Annotated in this window: 15 protein-coding genes; 5 read left to right on the forward strand and 10 right to left on the reverse strand. The window is 72.1% G+C overall.

The genetic code is table 11. From position 1 onward, the window contains the following. Position 1: 1 nt before the first annotated feature. The 6 genes from JYK02_RS03760 to JYK02_RS03785 form a co-directional block, all read right to left on the reverse strand. Entirely contained in the window at positions 2-265 is a 264-nt protein-coding gene (locus JYK02_RS03760) for a phosphopantetheine-binding protein (RefSeq protein WP_207048466.1), read from the reverse strand. Then, entirely contained in the window at positions 252-1,031 is a 780-nt protein-coding gene (locus tag JYK02_RS03765; protein ID WP_207048467.1) for a lysophospholipid acyltransferase family protein, read from the reverse strand. The genes JYK02_RS03760 and JYK02_RS03765 overlap by 14 nt, the downstream gene beginning before the upstream one ends. After that, the gene (locus JYK02_RS03770) at positions 1,024-1,767 is read right to left on the reverse strand and encodes a beta-ketoacyl synthase chain length factor (RefSeq protein ID WP_347402417.1); all 744 of its coding nucleotides are present in this window, start codon (positions 1,765-1,767) and stop codon (positions 1,024-1,026) included. Before JYK02_RS03770 ends, JYK02_RS03765 begins: the two co-directional genes overlap by 8 nt. A gap of 350 nt (positions 1,768-2,117) precedes the next feature. Continuing rightward, positions 2,118-2,777, reverse strand: coding sequence for a malonate decarboxylase holo-[acyl-carrier-protein] synthase (gene mdcG, locus JYK02_RS03775; protein WP_207048468.1), 660 nt, complete (start codon positions 2,775-2,777; stop codon positions 2,118-2,120). Positions 2,778-3,043: 266 nt separating this feature from the next. Continuing rightward, the gene (locus JYK02_RS03780; protein WP_207048469.1) at positions 3,044-4,597 is read right to left on the reverse strand and encodes a DUF6541 family protein; all 1,554 of its coding nucleotides are present in this window, start codon (positions 4,595-4,597) and stop codon (positions 3,044-3,046) included. Positions 4,598-4,667: 70 nt separating this feature from the next. Next, complete coding sequence (locus JYK02_RS03785; protein ID WP_207048470.1) at positions 4,668-7,151, reverse strand: ribonuclease H-like domain-containing protein; 2,484 nt, start codon at positions 7,149-7,151, stop codon at positions 4,668-4,670. 192 nt (positions 7,152-7,343) lie between these two features. On the opposite strand from JYK02_RS03785, the gene JYK02_RS03790 reads away from it, so the two are divergent. Then, positions 7,344-7,979 carry a helix-turn-helix transcriptional regulator gene (locus tag JYK02_RS03790; protein WP_207048471.1) on the forward strand — a complete coding sequence of 212 codons (636 nt, stop codon included), beginning with the start codon at positions 7,344-7,346 and terminating at the stop codon, positions 7,977-7,979. A 48-nt stretch (positions 7,980-8,027) separates the two neighbouring features. Here JYK02_RS03790 and JYK02_RS03795 read toward each other — a convergent pair whose 3' ends face one another. Then, positions 8,028-8,552, reverse strand: coding sequence for a phage tail protein (locus JYK02_RS03795; protein ID WP_207048472.1), 525 nt, complete (start codon positions 8,550-8,552; stop codon positions 8,028-8,030). Between the two features lie 186 nt (positions 8,553-8,738). Between JYK02_RS03795 and JYK02_RS40330 the strand changes: the two genes are divergently transcribed. Continuing rightward, the gene (locus tag JYK02_RS40330) at positions 8,739-10,739 is read left to right on the forward strand and encodes a collagen-like protein (protein WP_277991223.1); all 2,001 of its coding nucleotides are present in this window, start codon (positions 8,739-8,741) and stop codon (positions 10,737-10,739) included. Positions 10,740-10,766: 27 nt separating this feature from the next. Here the strand turns inward: JYK02_RS40330 and JYK02_RS03810 are convergent, their stop codons facing one another. After that, positions 10,767-11,276 carry a GNAT family N-acetyltransferase gene (locus JYK02_RS03810; RefSeq protein ID WP_207048473.1) on the reverse strand — a complete coding sequence of 170 codons (510 nt, stop codon included), beginning with the start codon at positions 11,274-11,276 and terminating at the stop codon, positions 10,767-10,769. A 271-nt stretch (positions 11,277-11,547) separates the two neighbouring features. Here JYK02_RS03810 and JYK02_RS03815 point away from each other — a divergent pair, with 271 nt between their 5' ends. The 3 genes from JYK02_RS03815 to JYK02_RS03825 all read left to right on the forward strand — a co-directional run bounded on the left by JYK02_RS03815 (position 11,548) and on the right by JYK02_RS03825 (position 14,677). Further along, complete coding sequence (locus JYK02_RS03815; protein WP_347402418.1) at positions 11,548-13,044, forward strand: flavin-containing monooxygenase; 1,497 nt, start codon at positions 11,548-11,550, stop codon at positions 13,042-13,044. A gap of 91 nt (positions 13,045-13,135) precedes the next feature. Continuing rightward, positions 13,136-13,987: a hypothetical protein gene (locus JYK02_RS03820; protein ID WP_207048475.1), complete on the forward strand. Its 852-nt coding sequence runs from the start codon at positions 13,136-13,138 to the stop codon at positions 13,985-13,987. A gap of 96 nt (positions 13,988-14,083) precedes the next feature. Then, complete coding sequence (locus tag JYK02_RS03825; RefSeq protein ID WP_207048476.1) at positions 14,084-14,677, forward strand: hypothetical protein; 594 nt, start codon at positions 14,084-14,086, stop codon at positions 14,675-14,677. A 9-nt stretch (positions 14,678-14,686) separates the two neighbouring features. On the opposite strand, the gene JYK02_RS03830 is transcribed toward JYK02_RS03825, so the two are convergent. Both JYK02_RS03830 and JYK02_RS40720 read right to left on the reverse strand, forming a co-directional pair. After that, positions 14,687-15,163 carry a DUF6321 domain-containing protein gene (locus tag JYK02_RS03830; protein ID WP_207048477.1) on the reverse strand — a complete coding sequence of 159 codons (477 nt, stop codon included), beginning with the start codon at positions 15,161-15,163 and terminating at the stop codon, positions 14,687-14,689. 93 nt (positions 15,164-15,256) lie between these two features. Next, on the reverse strand, positions 15,257-16,669 hold the full coding sequence (locus JYK02_RS40720) for a S41 family peptidase (RefSeq protein WP_207048478.1): 1,413 nt from the start codon (positions 16,667-16,669) through the stop codon (positions 15,257-15,259). Positions 16,670-16,742 lie beyond the last annotated feature (73 nt).

The following is a 16,742-nucleotide window of genomic DNA, read 5'->3' on the forward strand; positions in this document are numbered from 1 at the left end:
TTCAGGACCGGGTACGGTGGGTGCTGACGAAATCCGCGAGGGCTCGAACGCTGGCGAAGTGACGGCGATTCTCCTTGGAGTCGCTCGCCAGCACGACGCCATAGGACTTCTGCAGCGCGAGGCCGAGCTCCAGCGCGTCGATGGAGTCCAACCCCAGGCCCTCGACGAACAGCGGAGCCGCCGGATCAATGTCCTCCGGCTTCACGTCCTCGAGGTTCAGCGTCTCGATGACCAGCCGCTTTATTTCCTGCTCAAGCTCCAACATGCCCTTGGCTCCCCCTGGAGAAATGGTCGTGCAAACGGGTGGTGAGCTGGCGCGCGGCCTTCGCCGCCTCGCCCGCGTCCACGTCCTGGGACGACACGTGGATGTCGTCCTCGACGCGAATGACGTAGTGCATGGGCCTTTCGGGCACCTTCCACCAGGGCATGCCCTTGGTGAGGCCCCGCGGCTCGCACTGGATGATGACCGGCGTGATGTCGCAGGGGCCGCGCACCGCGATGTTGGCGGCGCCGCGCTGCAACTGCATGGTCCCGTCCAGCGGCGTGCGCGAGCCCTCCGGGAAGATGATGAGGTTGTTGCCGGCCTTCACGGACGCGATGCAGTCCTGGATGAGCCCGGGCCCGGAGTCGTTGCACAGGTAGCGCGTGGCCCGGATGGGGCCGCGCGTGAACGGGTTGTTCGCCAGGCTCGCCTTCACCACGCAGTCCGCGTTGGGGACCAGCGAGATGAGGAACACCACGTCGATGAGCGACGGGTGGTTGGCCAGGATGAGCAGCCCGGAGCGCGCCAGCTTCTCCACGCCCTGCAGCTCGTAGCGCAGCACGCCCAGAAAGCGCATGTAGCCGATGAAGAAGCGGAACGTGTGGTGCACCGCCAGCCGCGCCAGCCGCTGCTGCCGCTTGGGCTCCCGCACGAACAGCGCGAGCAGCGGGAAGTAGAGGAGGCGCAGCGCGAGCCCGCCCAGCCCGAAGGTGGCGAAGGACAGTCCGGTGGCGAAGATGCGCCACAGCCGGTTGAGCTTCTCAAGCATGGCGTTCCCACCGCCAGCGCCGGGCGCCCGCGGCGTGCTCCCACCGCGAGGCTCCGGAGACGAGGAAGCGCAGGGCGCGCAGGTCCGCCGGGAGCGCGTCGGGCTCCTGCCGCGTGACGGGCGCGTCGGAGGGAGTGGTCGCGCAGCCCAGGTGGATGGCGTCCGGGCCGGTGCTGGCGGACAGGAGACACGCCCACGCGTGGGGGAACGCCACGTCCCGGGAGAAGTGCTCCCAGGGGGTGGGCACGGGCTCGTCGTAGACGACGACCATCACCCGGGGGACGCCGTCGGACAGCAGGCCGCACGCCTCCGTGAAGGCGGCCTCCACCGTCTCCTCGCCCGCGGCGATGGCGCTGTACGAGGACGTGTCGCCCCGCGCGATGGAGTAGAGCGCGCCGATGGCGTTGTGCACCGACAGGCTGAAGGACGTGGGGGACAGCGGCTCCGAGCGCGCCAGCTGCGTCAGGAGTTCCACCGAGCGGGCCAGGTCCCCGTAACGCGACGCGAAGAGGACGGGCGCGTCCGGCGCGTCCACGTGCGCGTCATACGCCGTCTGCAACGCGATGCGTCCCAGCCGGTCCACCCGACGGCGCATCATCGCGGGCATCGCGGAGAGCGCGGGCGTACCGTCGGCCGGGAGCGGGTGAGGCGTCGCGAGCCACGTTTCCCAGGAGGCAGGGTTGACGAGGCCGGGGGCCCATGCGGCCCAGCGCTGTACGGAGAATCCCATCATCATCGTGACGGGAGGCCCCCAAGCGCTCCCAAAGACAACCTTTACCAAACCATTCACAGGGAGACAATTGGCCGCCCCGTCCAAGGGGCCCGGAAGCCAGGAGGCCGTCCTGCTGCCTGCCCTGCGGCCGTTGCAACCCCATGGACTTGTTGACGAAACGCGCAACGGCGGCTCCGGTTTCAGGTTCTTGCAGGTTTGTCCAGGGGTGACGCGCCCCGGTCCTCCCGCAGGTCTGAAAAAACCCTGTGAGGCATTCGGGGTGGCGGGTGGAAACGGGTCGTGGCCGCGCGCTGCGTGACGTGGCCGCGACCGCGTGTATTCACGCGGAGCGACACGCCGCCGGGGCCTGGGGGCTACGACTCCGTGGGGAAGAGGGCGCGCAGCTCGCGGAGCGTGCGGGTGGTGGCGCCCCGGGGACCGGTGACCCAGATGCGCTCGGGCTCCAGCGCCAGCTCGCGCCAGGACACGGCGCCGCCGTCGGGCAGCAGCACCTCGCCGTCCAGGCGCACCACCGAGTGGCGCCGGGACACCGCCTCCAGCCCGAACAGCAGCCGCTCCACGTCCGACCAGCGCGCGGGGGCGAAGAGCAGGTCCACGTCCGACAGCGGCCGCACGAAGGGCACGCCCGAGCGGTGCTGCCAGGCCAGCGAGCCGAAGACGCCCACCGTCAGGTCCAGCGCGGTGCCCAGGGCGGTGACGTCGTCCAGCGCGGGCCCCCAGGTTTCCGGGGCGGAGGGGCGCGCCTCCTCCACCGTGGGCGGCGGCAGCCGGCGCTCCACGGCGGGCAGGGCCAGGTGCAGCGACAGGTGGCGGCGGTCGGGCAGGGTGAGCGTCAAGCGCAGCTCGTCGTCCTTGTCCGGCATGTCCTGGCGGGCGACGGCGAAGGGCCGGCCCTGCTCCCGCCACGCGGTCGCGTGCACGACGACGTCCGGGAGCAGTGGGGTGCGCAGGTGCTCCGCCCAGCCGGCGCCCAGGTACACCCAGTCGTGCCGCACCGGACGTTCACCGTCCATCAGCGGGCGTCTCCTTGGGCCGGGTGGACCACGGGCTTCCTTCCGCGGCGCGGGACGGGGCCAACCCCCGGGGCTCGCGGTCGCGGAAGGGGAACGCAGGACGTCACTGCCCGATTCATTACCCGGATTCACGCGTCCGGTGGGGCCCAACCTGCACGACACGGCACGAGAGCGCCCGGTCCGGCGCCTCTCCCCGGAAATCCGGGTGGGAGCCGCGCGCACGCATGAGGGGTTCCCCTGAGGGCGCCCTGGCGACGTGAGGGGGGCTAGCGGGGCTTCTGGAGGATGGGGCTCACGGCGCTCACGTGCTGGCGGCGCATGTCGATGAGGATGTCGTAGTTGCGCGGCTCGGGGGCGACGGGGCCGGCGGCGAAGCGGTAGAGGCCGCTGACGTCGCGCTCCCGGGGAAAGCGCTCCTTCACCAGGGCCTTGAGCATCTCCTTGGCCACCCACTCCGCGTCCACGGAGACGGAGCCGAACTCGTCCAGGTAGTGGAACGGCGCGGTGGAGTCCGACTGCCGGGCGGTGAGGACGAAGACGCGGGGCTTGCGGTCCGGGACGACGAGGCTGGCGCCCTGCTCCATCAGCGCCAGCTCCCGGCCCTGGGGCAGGGCGAACAGCTCCAGGGACTGCTCGTGCGCGAGCAAGGCGCTGAAGGCGACGAACGCGGTGAGCAGCGCCGTGGCCATGCGCGGGCCGTGCTTCGGCCAGATGGTGCCCAGGTTCACCAGCGACGCGGCGAAGAACACCGCCCACACGCCGGTGAGCGCGTTGAGCGTGCGGTAGGTGGGCCACCGCTCCCCGGCGAGGAAGCTCACCGAGTACGCCGCGCCCGACAGCGCCACCAGCGCCAGCAGCCAGCGCCCCACGCCCCCCAGCCCCGAGCGGCGGCCCTCCACGGCGACGCCCACGCCCAGGAGGGTCAGCGTCAGCACCACCATGGCCCGGTAGCCGTCCATGTCGCCCACCGGCGCCTCGTTGAGCGCGGACAGCGCGAGCGCGTTGGGGAACACGTGCGTGAGCGCCCAGACGGTCTTGTCCACCCAGTGCTTCTCGAAGGTGAGCCGGGGCGAGGGCGGGAAGACGCCCGTCTTGAACAGCACCTGGGTGACGACGTACGCGAGCGCCAGACCGGCGCCCATCACCAGCAGGTGCTTGAGCATCCAGCGCGCGGTGGCCTTCAGCGACACGTCGCGGTGCACCACCAGCGACGCCGCCAGCAGCACCGCGGAGAACAGCCCGCTCACCTGATAGATGAGCGTCGCGGTGGCCATGCAGCCCACCGCGGCCAGCGCGAGCGGCCACCGGACGGGGGCGTCCTCCTGCGGCGGGCCCATGGCGCGGCGGGCGAAGGCGAACGCCCCCAGGCCCAGCATCAGCGCCACCGCCTGCGGCCAGCAGATGCCCCAGTTGGCGATGACCTGCGCGGACGGCGTCACCGTGAGGAACCCCGCCAGGAGCGCCGCGGAGCCCGTCCTCCAACCCTCCCTGCGCAGGAGCAGGAACACCGCCGCCGCGAGCACGCCCAGGCCCGCGACGCCCATGAGGCGCAAGCCCATCAATCCGTCGATGCCACCGGCCGCCTTCGCGGACGCCTCCAGCATCCAGCCATAGAGCGGACGGCCCTGCGAGGCGCAGACGCGCAGGATTTTCCCCGGCTCCTCGCGCGCCTCGCGGAGGATGGCGTAGTCGTCACGCAGGCCATAGCGGTGGATGACCGCGCTCCAGTAGATGAGCCAGGGAAGCAGGAGCAGCAGGGCCACGGTGCCGGGAACCACCAGCGCGCGCGGCGTGGGACGCGTCATCAACGAGAAGGCCATCGAGGTTGACGCAACGTAGCAGAACCCTCCCCACGCCTCCCGGAAGAACCGGGACACGACAACGTTCCAGTCATGGTGACAAGGGCGGGGCTCCAACCACCGGGGCGTCTTCACCGAACTCCGGGCCCGTGGGTTCCCGGATGACGTTGAGCACGGGCCGCGCGTCCGCGAGGGACGGGGTGAAGAGGGAGGGCTGGTCGGGGTCCGCGAACACCGTGGCGAAGTCCTCCGGGGTGAGGGCTCGCGCGAGCCGGGCCGCGAACGAGTCCTTGAGCAGGCGCACGTAGTACTCGACGTCGTAGTCGCGCGCGTCGTCGCCGGCCGGGTCGCCCGGGGCGGGCCGCGGTCCGGGTTCGCCGTCCTCCGCGTCCGCCTCCGGGAGCAGGCCCGCGCGGCCGCCGGTGGCGCGGTAGATGCGCACGCGCTCGCCCAGGGACCAGTGCTCGCGGCCATTGGTGAGCAGCGCTTCGTACGGCAGCTCCCGGCGCTGCTTGCGCGTGGCCAGGTACTGCGAGGGGGACTTGGTCAGCCGCACCTGCGCGGAGACCTCGAAGGTGGGCACCTGGCGGCGGCGCAGCGCCATCACCGCGTCCACGTAGGTGTCACGCACGGCGCGCACGTCGCCGGCCAGGAGGTGCTGGAGGGCGCGGCGCAGGAAGTCCTCTCCGTACGGCTCCGCGCGGCTGGAGCGGAATGCCACACCGCGCAGCAAGAGCGGCCCGGCGTAGGGCTGGAGCGCGTAGTTCTTCGGTTCGTGCGACAGCATGGCGGCGTAGCGCCCGTCGAACTCCAGCCGCACGCGCGGCGGCAGCAGGGCCGCGACCTCCGACACCACGCGGCGCTCGTCGGCCTCCGTCCAGTCCTCCGGCACCGCGAAGTAGACGCCGTCCGTGTCGGCCTCCAGCAGCGTCACGCCCCGGTGCGCCAGCTCGCGGCACAGCAGGCCCAGCAGCTCGCGCCCGCGCCGCGTCACCTCGTTGGCGGCGTGCACGTCGGAGAAGCGGGTGAGGCCCACCGCGCCCAGGTAGCCGTAGGCGGAGTTGATGAGGATCTTCATCGCCGCGGAGAACGCCTCGTGCGTGTGGCGCTCCGCAGAACGGGGTGGGGCCTTCTTCGCCTTCGCCTTCGCGTCCAGGCGTTGATCCACCAGCCGGTCCACCAGCGCGAGCAGCGCGTTCAGCCGGTCTCGCCGCGGGCCGATGCGGTACTCGCGCATGAGCGACGGATAGAGGCTGGCCACGTCCGCCTTCACCACGTGGCGCGCGACGCCGGTGGCGAACAGGTGCAGCGCCGCGCCGCTGTGGGACGTGCCGTCACCGGTCTCATGCGAGGGCAGCGCCGCGCCCGAGCGCACGTAGGCGCGCACCAGCAGCGGATCCAACACGCCCGTCGCGGGCCCCGCGTCCGCCAGCCGCTCGTAGCGCCGGGGGGCCATGCGCGCGAGCGCGAACGCCGCGCCGCCCAGCAGGTGCGCCAGCCCCGCGGCCTCCGTCACGTCCTCGCGCGCGTAGCGGCGCACGCGCTCGGGGTCCTTGAGGAAGACGTCATGGATGCGCGCGCCGGGGATGAGCTCGCGGTCGGGCCCGGACAGGCCCAGGTGCCGCGCCACCGCCTTGAGGCCATGGCCGGGCAGGTCGCGCGCGGAGAAGTCGTGGCGGCGCACGGCGTCCAGCGTGTCGATGAACTCGCGGCCGGGGACGGTGTAGCGCGCGCGGCGCATGGGGTCCGCGTCCCGGCCTCCGGGGCCCCGGTACAGCGCGGCGCCTCTCGCGGAAGGGCGGTGGCGCAGGCCCGGCAGCCCCGCGCGGCCCAGCGCCAGCGGCACGTTCAGCCGCTTCGCGCGCTGGTCCAGGAAGGGCAGGTCGAAGCCGTGCAGGTTGTGGTTCTCCACCACGTCGGGGTCGGCCTCGCGGATGCGCGCAACCAGCCGGCGCAGCAGGTCCGCTTCCCCTTCGTCGCCATCCGCCGTCACCTCCAGCGTCTCCGCGCGGCCGTCCGGGTCCCTCAGCGCGACCAGGAAGATGCGGTCCTTCGACGGGTCCAGCCCGGTGGTCTCCAGGTCGAACTGGAGCCGGCGCAGGTCGTCGAAGACGAGGTCGCGGAAGTACGTGCGCCCGGTGGCCACCAGGTACTGCTCCTCCGGAGGCAGCACCAGCGCCGCGGCCGGGCCCAGGTCACGCAGGTGGCCCACGCGTTGATCCAACCGCTTCGACGCGCCCTTGAGCACCGCGGACGCGAGCGCGCGGCCGTCCTCCGCGCTGACGACGAAGCGCAGCGCGCCGGGCCCCTCCAGCTCCCGGTACGTCATGGCTCCGGGCATGGGCGGCGCGCCCTCGGGCCGCAGCGCGTCGCCCAGGTGCTCCAGGTCCTGGAGCGACGCGAGCAGCACCCAGGGCCGGTACCTCGCGTCCTCGCGCAGCCGCGCGTGCGTGCCCGGCTGCCGCTTCCAGACGAAGGCGCGCCCATCCGGCTCCGCCCACACGGACACGATGCCCGGCGTGGGGTCCCATCCCCACAACCACTCGTCCTCCAGCGGATGGGGCGGCGGGACCATGGGCGGGGACTCGGGGGACGGAAGGCTTGGCGCGCGGACGCTGCTCCTGGCGCTCTTAGGCGCGCGGGTGCCCGCTTCGCAAGGGTGGGCGGACAGGAGCGGCGTGGCGCTGTCGGAAGGGCTTCGCATCGCTGGGGCTCGGCCCCAGCTTGAGGCGCATGGCTGACAGCGGTATGTCAGGATACAGCGGCCATGCAACGCACCGAGCGACTCTTCGCCCTCGCGGAGTACCTGAGGGGCCGGCGCACCGGCGTCACCGCGGAGGTGCTGGCCGAGCGCTTCAGCGTGACGGTGCGGACCATCTACCGGGACCTGGACGCCTTGCGCGCCGCGGCGCTGCCGGTGGGCGCGGAGCGGGGCCGGGGCGGTGGCTACGCGCTGGACCGGGGCTACAGCCTGCCGCCGGTGAACTTCACCGCGCGCGAGGCGGCGCTGGTGGTGGCGCTGGGCCGCTTCGCCATCGACATGCGGCTGCTGCCCTTCACGGGGACGCTGGAGTCGGCGCTCGACAAGGTCCGCTCCGCGCTGTCCACGTCCGCGCAGCGCGAGCTGCTGGCCCGGCTGCGCGAGCTGACGTTCCTGGGCGTGCCATCGCTGCCCACGCGCAAGCCCGTGCGAGAAGCACTGGAGCGCGCGTGGTTCGAGCGCCAGCCGCTGCGCATCACCTACGTGGACAGCAACTTCCTGGAGACGGTGCGCGAGGTGCGCGTCGAGTCCGTGGTGATGGACCGGCACGAGACGCGGCTGGACGCGGTGGACCTCGCGTCCGGCGAGCGGCGGCACTTCCGGCTGGACCGCATCACCCGCGCGGAGGTGGTGGGCACCTGAGCCGCGCGACCCCGCGCCGTCGCACGGGAGCGGGGCCGGCCGGGGCGGTCAGCCGTGCGAGGGGAAGATGCCCTCCATCGCGATGATGAAGTTCACGACCGTGTACGGGTTCTGGATGGGCACGGGCTGGCTGCCGCCGGCGATGCCCACGGACTGCGGGCCCATCACCGTGCTGGGGGTCGTGACGTAGGGCGTGGGGGTGGTGCCCGCGGGATAGGCGGCGAGGTACGCGCCCTCCGGGCTCTCCGTGTTGCCCTCCTGCATGCTGGCCATCAGCGGGTGGGTGTGCGCGGGCATCTGCGTGGAGATGAGCGTCACCGCCGGCGTGCCGGACGCCTCCCCCAGGGTGTGCGGTGCCAGGCCCGGGCCCTGGCCGGGAGCCATGGGGAAGCGGCCCCGCATGTCCGGCAGCGCGAACGTCGTCCTGCCGTCGCCGCCGTACGTCGTGCCCAGGATGGCGAAGAGGGCCTGGTTCTGCGCGATGGACAGCAGCGCACCGTTGCAAAAGGCCCAACCCCGCGGCGCGAAGTCGCCTCCAAACATCCGGATCTCTCCGAGGAACGGCTCAGACATGGTGCCCCCTGGTGTGACTGTGGGTGTTGGTCGTTGAACAGACCATGGGCGGCACCTCCGGTGAAAGAGCGCGGCGCGTCATCAGACAAACCAACCCTGCGTGTGCGAAGCTTCACAATCCGTAGCGGCCCCTTTTTCCTACGCCGCACGTCGCCGCACCGCTTGTCGTTGGGGAGGACCTGTTCCATGTCGCTTCGAGCCTTCATGCCCTTTCGTGGGGCGTTCTCTCGTTTTCGCGTGGTGTCGCTTTGCGCGACGTTGATGGTGTCCGCCTGCACGGAAGGCACGGGTGATGGCCCGGCGGGACCCGAGGGTCCTCCGGGGCCCGCGGGCGCGACGGGCCCCCAGGGACCGGCCGGCCCGCAGGGTGAGAAGGGCGCGACGGGCGAGCCCGGCCTGATGGGGCCCCAGGGGCCGCAGGGCCTGTCGGGTATGGGTGCTCCGGGTCCTCAAGGGCCGCAGGGCGTGCAGGGACCGGCGGGCGCGACGGGCCCCCAGGGGCCCATGGGCCTGATGGGGCCCATGGGGCCGCAGGGCAATGTGGGGCCGATGGGGCCCGCGGGCGCGAAGGGAGACACGGGCCCCGCGGGACCCAAGGGCGACACGGGCTCGACGGGCCCCACGGGTGACGTCGGTCCGGCGGGACCGGCGGGCGCGAAGGGAGACACGGGCGCGACGGGCCCCGCGGGCGCGACGGGCGCCACCGGTGCGACGGGTCCTGCGGGCGCGGTCGGTCCGGCGGGTCCGGAGGGGCCGAAGGGCGACACCGGCGCGGTAGGCCCCATCGGCCCTGCTGGCGCGAAGGGAGACACGGGCGCGACAGGTCCCATGGGCGCGACAGGCCCCACCGGTGCGACGGGTCCCGCGGGCGCGGTGGGTCCGGCGGGTGCGAAGGGTGACAAGGGCGACACGGGCGCGACAGGCCCCACCGGTGCGACGGGTCCTGCCGGCGCCGTCGGTCCGGCGGGCGCGAAGGGCGACACGGGCGCGGCGGGCCCCACGGGCGCCACGGGGCCTGCGGGCGCGGTCGGACCGGCGGGCGCGAAGGGAGACAAGGGCGACACTGGCGCGGCGGGTCCCACGGGAGCGACAGGGCCTGCGGGCGCGGTCGGGCCCGCGGGCGCGACCGGTCCGGCGGGGCCTGCGGGCGCGGCGGGCCCCACGGGCGCGACCGGTGCGACCGGCCCTGTGGGGGCGACCGGCCCCGCGGGACCGCAGGGACCGACGGGCGCCGCGGGTCCGCAAGGGCCGCAGGGACCGTCGGGCACGCAAGGGCTCTACGGTGATGGCTCGGCGGGCGCGTTCAACGTGGGCGTGGGGCAGACGGTGGATCTCACCAGTGCCTCGGCGGCGTCCATGCTGCCCTCGGGCTTCAACCTTCAGTTCACCACCATCAACATCGCGGGAACGCTCAGGGTCCCCAGCGGCACGGTGCTGCGCTCGACGGGAGACATCACCGTGAGCGGCCGGATTGACGTAGATCCAGGCGCGGAGGATGTCGGCAACGGCGAAGCGCCCACGGGTGTCGCCCGGACGGCGGCAACCAACTACAACGGCGGCGCGGGGCTGACGTCGTTCCAGGGTGCCCAGGTGCGCCGGGTTCAGTCGGCTTCGGGCGGAGCTGGTGCGCGCATCTACGCTGGTGCCGGAGGTGGCGCGGGCGGTGGCGCGCTGCTGCTGGCTTCGCGCAGCAACATCCGCATCGTCACAGGGGCCAACATCAACGCGAGCGGACAGGACGGCGTGAGTACAGCCGTTACGAACGTATCCGTTGTGGGCACAGGTGGAGGGGGGGGCGGCATTGTGTTGGTCGCGGCGAAGGGGAACATCACGCTTGGCGGCACCATCCGTGTTCAGGGCGGTAACGGCTCTAACGGCTATGATGGCAATGGCGGCTCGGGTGAAGGCGGAGGAGGAGGTGGTGGTGGTGGCATTGTTCACTTCATCTCCTCCACGGCCCCCAGTGTGACGGGCTCCGTGGTAACGGCGGGAGGCGCGGCGGGAGCCAACGATCTGGGTGTCAACAGCGCAGCTCCGGGTGGTGGTGGCGGTGGCAGCGGCGGCAACGGAGGCAACGGAGGTGGTACCGTCCCGACCACGACGACGATCGTGAACCCCTCCGCAGGCACGGGCGGCTACTTCCTCCAGACGATCGCCCCGGAGCCGGAGTCGCTGCTGGGCCTGTGAGCACGGGCCGTCACGGGACCGGCGTGCTCACCTGACGCCGGTTCCGGAGTCGCCCTCCGGAGCCCGCCACTCCAGCTCCAGGTAGGGCGACGTCGCGTCGCCTCCCGGCACGGGCGTGAAGCCGTGCCGGGTGTAGAGCCGCAGCGCCGGGTTGGCGCGCGTGACGTGCAGCCGCACGGGCACCCGCGCCCGCGCTGCCTCCGCTTGAAGCCCGTTCAAGAGCCACGTGCCCAGGCCGCGTCCCCGATGCGTGGGGAGCAGGGCCATGTCCACCAGCAGCACCTCCGTGGGCGTGCGCACGAGCCACTGGCGGCCCACGGGAGCCCCGTCCACTTCGACGAGGGCATGGCCCTCCGAGGGGTACTTCGCCGCGTAGTGGCGGGCTTGAGCCTGGTACTGCATGCGCAGGAACAGCTCCGCCTGCGCGGGCGGCCAGCCCCAGGCGGCCAGCTCCTGTTCGCGCGTGCTCGCGTAGAGCGTGAAGAGGAACGCGTCGTCCTGGGGCGTGACGGGGCGCAGACGTGGCGCGAGGGGCACGGTGGGTCCTTCCGCGTTGCCCGAGGGGCATCGATCCACGGACCATGGACCCTAGCGCATGCATCCTCCTCCCTGAGCCCCGCCGGCGCCCGCCCACTTCGAACTGGTCCGACAGTCGGACCAGTTGAAGAACCTCGGGCCGGGGGCCCGCTCCCTCCCCACGCCGGAAACCTGTCCGACCCGCAGACAGGTTGGGACCGCGCCGGGCGGGCGGTGTACAGCATGAAGAGAGGGGGGCCCGGTGCGCCCCCGTCGCCAGGAGGTCCCGCCGGTGTCGTCCCGTCTTCCTCAACACGTGCGCGTCGCCATCGTGGGCGCGGGCTTCGCAGGGCTGGGCATGGCCATCCGGCTGAAACAGGACGGCATCGACGACTTCGTCATCCTGGAGCGCGCCGCCGAGGTGGGCGGCGTCTGGCGCGACAACGTCTATCCCGGCATCGCGTGCGACGTGCAGTCGCTGCTGTACTCGTTCTCCTTCGCCCCGAACCCCGGCTGGTCGCGCGTCTACTCGCCCGGCTGGGAGATCCAGGCATACCTGCGCGACTGCGTTGAGCGCTTCCAGCTCACGCCCTTCCTGCGCTTCGGGCACGCGGTCCTCTCCGCGAAGTGGGACCCGGCGACGCGCCGCTGGGGGGTGGAGACGTCCCAGGGCACCCTCACCGCGGACGTCTTCGTGACCGCGGTGGGCGCGCTGAGCGAGCCCATCATCCCGCACCTGCCCGGCCTGGAGCGCTTCCGGGGCAAGGTGATGCACTCGGCGAGGTGGGACCCGGGCCACGCGCTGGCTGGACGCAACGTGGGCGTGGTGGGCACGGGGGCTTCGGCGGCGCAGATCGTGCCGGCCATCCAGCCGGAGGTCGGCCGGCTCGTCCTCTTCCAGCGTACGCCCGCGTGGGTGCTGCCCCGGGGGGACAAGCCCATCAGCGGCCCGCGTCGCGCGCTGTACCGGCGGGTGCCGGGCGTGCGGTGGCTCTTTCGCGAAGGGCTGCGCCTGTTGCGCGAGGCCCTGGCCGTGGGCTTCCAGCACCCGTGGATCCTCCGGCTCGGGCAGCGGTTCGCGCTCCGGCACCTGCGCCAGGTGGTGACGGACCCCGCGCTGCGGGACCGGCTCACGCCCCGGTACACCATGGGCTGCAAGCGCGTCATCGTCTCCGACGACTACCTGCCGGCCCTCACGCGCCCCAACGTGGAGGTCGTCACGTCCCCCCTCCGCGAGGTGCGCGAGGACGCCGTCGTCACCGGGGACGGCGCCGTGCACCCGGTGGACACGCTCATCTTCGGCACCGGCTTCCAGCCGACGGACATGCCGCTGGGCCACCACATCCAGGGGCGTGAGGGGCGTACGCTCGCGCAGGTGTGGGCGGGCAGCCCGAAGGCGTACCTGGGCATCACCGTGAGCGGTTTCCCCAACCTCTTCCTCCTGCAGGGGCCCAACACCAACCTGGGCCACACGTCCGTGATCCTCATGATGGAGGCCCAGCTGGACCACGTGCTGGGCGCACTGCGTTACCTGGACGCGCGCGGCGCCGCCGCCGTGGAGCCTGATCCCGGCGTGCAGGACGCCTTCATCCGGGACCTGGACGCGCGCATGTCCCGCACGGTCTGGAGCCAGGGCGGCTGCCGGAGCTGGTACCTGGACGCCACGGGTCGCAACTCCGCCCTCTGGCCCGGCACCACCTCCTCCTTCCGCCGCCGGGTGGAGCACTTCGAGCCCTCCGAGTACGTCACGCTCCCCCGGCCGGTCTCCCGCCTACCCGCACGGTCCTGATGCCGTGCGTCATGGGGCGGCCTCGCAACTCCCGGAGGCTTCCGGCGATAATCCAGGCAAAGCAGCACTTGTTTCTCTGGGGAGAGAAGCCATGGGGGTTGACGGAATTGGCCGCGGCGGCGCACGCCCGGTGGTGAGCACGGATGCTTCGCAGAACGCACGGCCGGTGGTGAGCCCCCGTCCGCAGACGAACGCGAACCCGGTCGGTGACTTCTTCAAGGACTCCTTCGACAAGGCCAAGAGCACCGGCGGCGTCATTGGCGGCGTCATCGGTAGCGTGCTGGGCGGCCCGGTGGGCGGCATCATCGGCGGCCAGGTGGGCGGCGCCATCAGCGACGCCATCCAGGCCTCCAAGGACGCGGCGAAGCTGAAGGAGACGAAGGACGTCCTGAAGAACTCGCCCACGGGCGCGGCGGCCGTGAAGTACATGGAGGACCACAACATCCCGGTGGAGTTCGCCGACGGTGGTGGCTCCTACTGGGACGGCAACAAGATCGTCATCGACCGCAGCCAGGACCCGCAGGAAGCGGCCCTGACGCTGGTGCATGAGATCAACCACGCGAAGGCGACCATCGACGGTCCCCGCGCGGATGTGCAGAACCAGACGCGCGACGACTACGTGAACACGCTCCTCAACGAGGAGACGCGCGGCACGGTGGACAGCATCCGGGCCAAGAACGAGCTGGTCGCCGCGGGCGACAACGTCACCGCCACCTTCCCGCTGGAGGCCGAGTACAACGCGGCCTCGAAGAAGGCCATCGACGAGGCGAAGGCGAAGGACCCGTCGCTCACCGAAGCGCAACTGCGTGAAATCGGTGACAAGGCGGGATACGATGCGGTCCTCAACGGCTTCAAGACGGGCGCGGTGGTGACCAGCACCAACGGTCAGAACTATCCCGACTACTACGGCCAGGGCTGGGACGCGGCGCACCCGTCACGCTAAATGCATCGTGTCCTCGTCGCAGCCTTGTGGGTGATGGCCACCACGCACTGTGACACGGCCCGGCCCGCGAAGGCCGGGACCCAGGAGGAACCGAAGGTGAATGCGGACGCCGAGACGTTGCAGCGCATCGAGCGGGTGGACCCGGTGCACGCCGGGACCATCCAGCAGAACCTGGCGGCCACGGCCTTCACGCGCCAGCCGCTGGGCTTCTACCAGCGCTTCCAGCTGGTGACGGTGGACGTGCGGCTGCCTCACCGGGCGCTGCGCTTCAAGTACGCGGACGACGGCAAGGTCGCGGTCAACCTCACGCCGGCCACCGCCGAGGCCATCTACAAGGTCAACCAGGACGAGTCGCTGAGCCTGGAGGCCGCGGAGGTGCCCGCCTACCTGCGCTTCTTCGTGGAGAACACCGAGGGCGGCAAGCGCCGCCTGGTGGAGCGCGCGGAGGACGTGCAGTGGCTGCCCGCCACCAACACGGACCCGGCGCTCGGTGCGCGCAAGGCGGAGGCCGTCGCGAAGCTGCACCCCGTGAAGGTCTCCGACAGCGCGGAGGGCTTCCAGGCGTCCGCGCTGGTGCTCGTGGGCAACCAGCTGCTCGCGTGTGACTTCACCGTGCGCAAGGGCGGCAAGGTCCAGCTCGTGAAGCAGGAAGTGGCGGCGGAGTCGCTGCCCGTGCCCGCCGTCCGCTGAGGCCGCCGCTCAGGCCTTCTTCGTGCGCTTGCGCGTCGCGGTCTTCCTCGCGGTGGCGGGCGCACGCTTCTTCGTCGTCGCACGGCGGGCCGCCACGGCGGTCCGCGTCTTCTTCGCGCCGGAGCGCTTGGCGGCGGGCTTCGCGCGCTCCTGCGTCGCGTGGTAGTGCTCCAGCAGCTTCGTGCCCTTGGCGGCCAGCCGCTTCGCTCCGGCGGTGTCCTTGGGCACGGGCTCTCCCCACGCACGGGCGGAGAGGGCGAGGCGCGTGGGCTCTCCCTTGTCATCCACCATGGGCCCACGCGGGTGGGTGAAGTGGCGGCGCAGGAAGCTGCCCTTGCGGCGCATCTTCTCCGGCGTGTCCGCCTTGCCCTTCACGCCGGGCTTGAGGTTCGCGCCCTCCTTCTCGTGGAACCACTCGCGGCCCGCCTCCGTGAGGCCACCCTTCGGATCCTTCAGGCGCTTCCGGGTCGGGGAACGGGTCGGCATCGGGCGTGCTCCTCTCGGACTGCGGTGGACGCTTGCGCAAGAGAGGTAGGTCTTCCCGGCCGTGATGGCATGCGGCGAATGGCCGCCTGCTCCCTACGGCGTGGGCTTCGCCTCCGGGGGCACGAGTGAATCCGCCAGCGCACGGATGGCGCGCGCATGGGCGTGCCAGAGGTCCTTGCCGTCGAAGACGGCCAGCGGACGCTGGGGCGGAAGTCCTCGCGCCTCGAAGTCCTGGCCCGTCATGTCGGTGTAGTGCTCGTTCGACAGGTGGACCGTCCATCCATTGGGCAGCGGCTTGACGAGCATGTCCGAGAACGCGCCCCGCGTGGCCGTGCCCACCTGGACGACGTTCGGCAGCGCGCGCAGGGCCAGCACGAGGACCTCGCCCGCGCTGACGGTGACGTCGCTCGTCACCACGTACACCGGCCCGTGGAAGGACGGACGCCGTGTGGGCTGGAGGGTGAACACCTGGGGCGGGACGTCCTTCGCGCCCGTCGCCCACTTCGTGTACGCGCGCCGGGGTTGATCCGTGAAGCGCTCCGCGATGGCGCGGGCGACGGCGTCGTGGCCGCCCCGGTTGTTGCTCACGTCCAGGATGAGCGCTTCCGCGCCCGCGAAGGCCGTCAGCGCTTCATCCAGCACCGGCTCCAGCGCCGCCAGCTCCCGGGCCAGCGTGGGCGTCTGGCCTTCCGCTTCGGGCACGAAGCCGCCCATCGTCAGCACGTTGAGATAGGCGACGCGAGGCGCGGCGAAGCCCCAGAGGACGCGCTGGTTCGCGACGTGGTGGCCCTCACCGCGCAGCACCGTCTGGAGGATGCCGTCGCGGTATGCGCGCATCCATTCCCGCTGCACCTCCCGCACGGGACGCGACGTAACCACGGCGGCCTGCTCCAGCACCGCGAACGTCCCCGTGGGATGGGCCTCGTACGTCAGCGTGTCCGCGAGCAGCTCCACGTGCGCGTCGTTCAGCGAACGGAGCGCGTCCGCGAAGAGGGTGAACAGCGCGCGGGCGTCCATGTCCTGCGTCACCCGCGAGCGCTGCGCATCCAGGCGGGCCAGCCAGTCCGGGTCTCGCTGGGGAAACGAGGCGTAGTGCTCCGCGAAGGTCGCCCGGAACACGTCGAAGAGCTCCCGCGCGCTCCAGGCACGGTGCGTGTCGCAGTCGGCGGGCAGGGCGGCCAGCCGGTCGAAGCGGTAGCGCGTCTCGCCCGGCGCGGAGAGGAAGTCCCGCACGTCCGCGGAGGGCCCCGGCTCCTGGAACCCGAACAGCTCCTGGAGCTCCTCGGACGACGACGGATCCGGATAGCACCCTGCGGCCGTCTCATGGTGCAGGCGAAGGCCCCCGGGCGTCACCGTGAGCAGCCACCCGTAGCCTCGCGAGCGCCACACGCCGTTCGCGTCCGGGGCGTCGCGCTTCGCCGTGGCTTGCGGCGTGGCGCACGCGGCCAGCAGGCCCGCGAGGACGAGGGAAATGACCCTGTGCCGACTTCCTCCACCACCGGACACCCGGCCTGGAGCGCGACGGGAGGAGGCGGGCCGTACGCTATAAACCCTGCGCGGGGTGGGGGTGGACTGCCCG

Source organism: Corallococcus macrosporus, assembly GCF_017302985.1.
GTDB classification, from domain to species: Bacteria; Myxococcota; Myxococcia; order Myxococcales; family Myxococcaceae; genus Corallococcus; species Corallococcus macrosporus_A.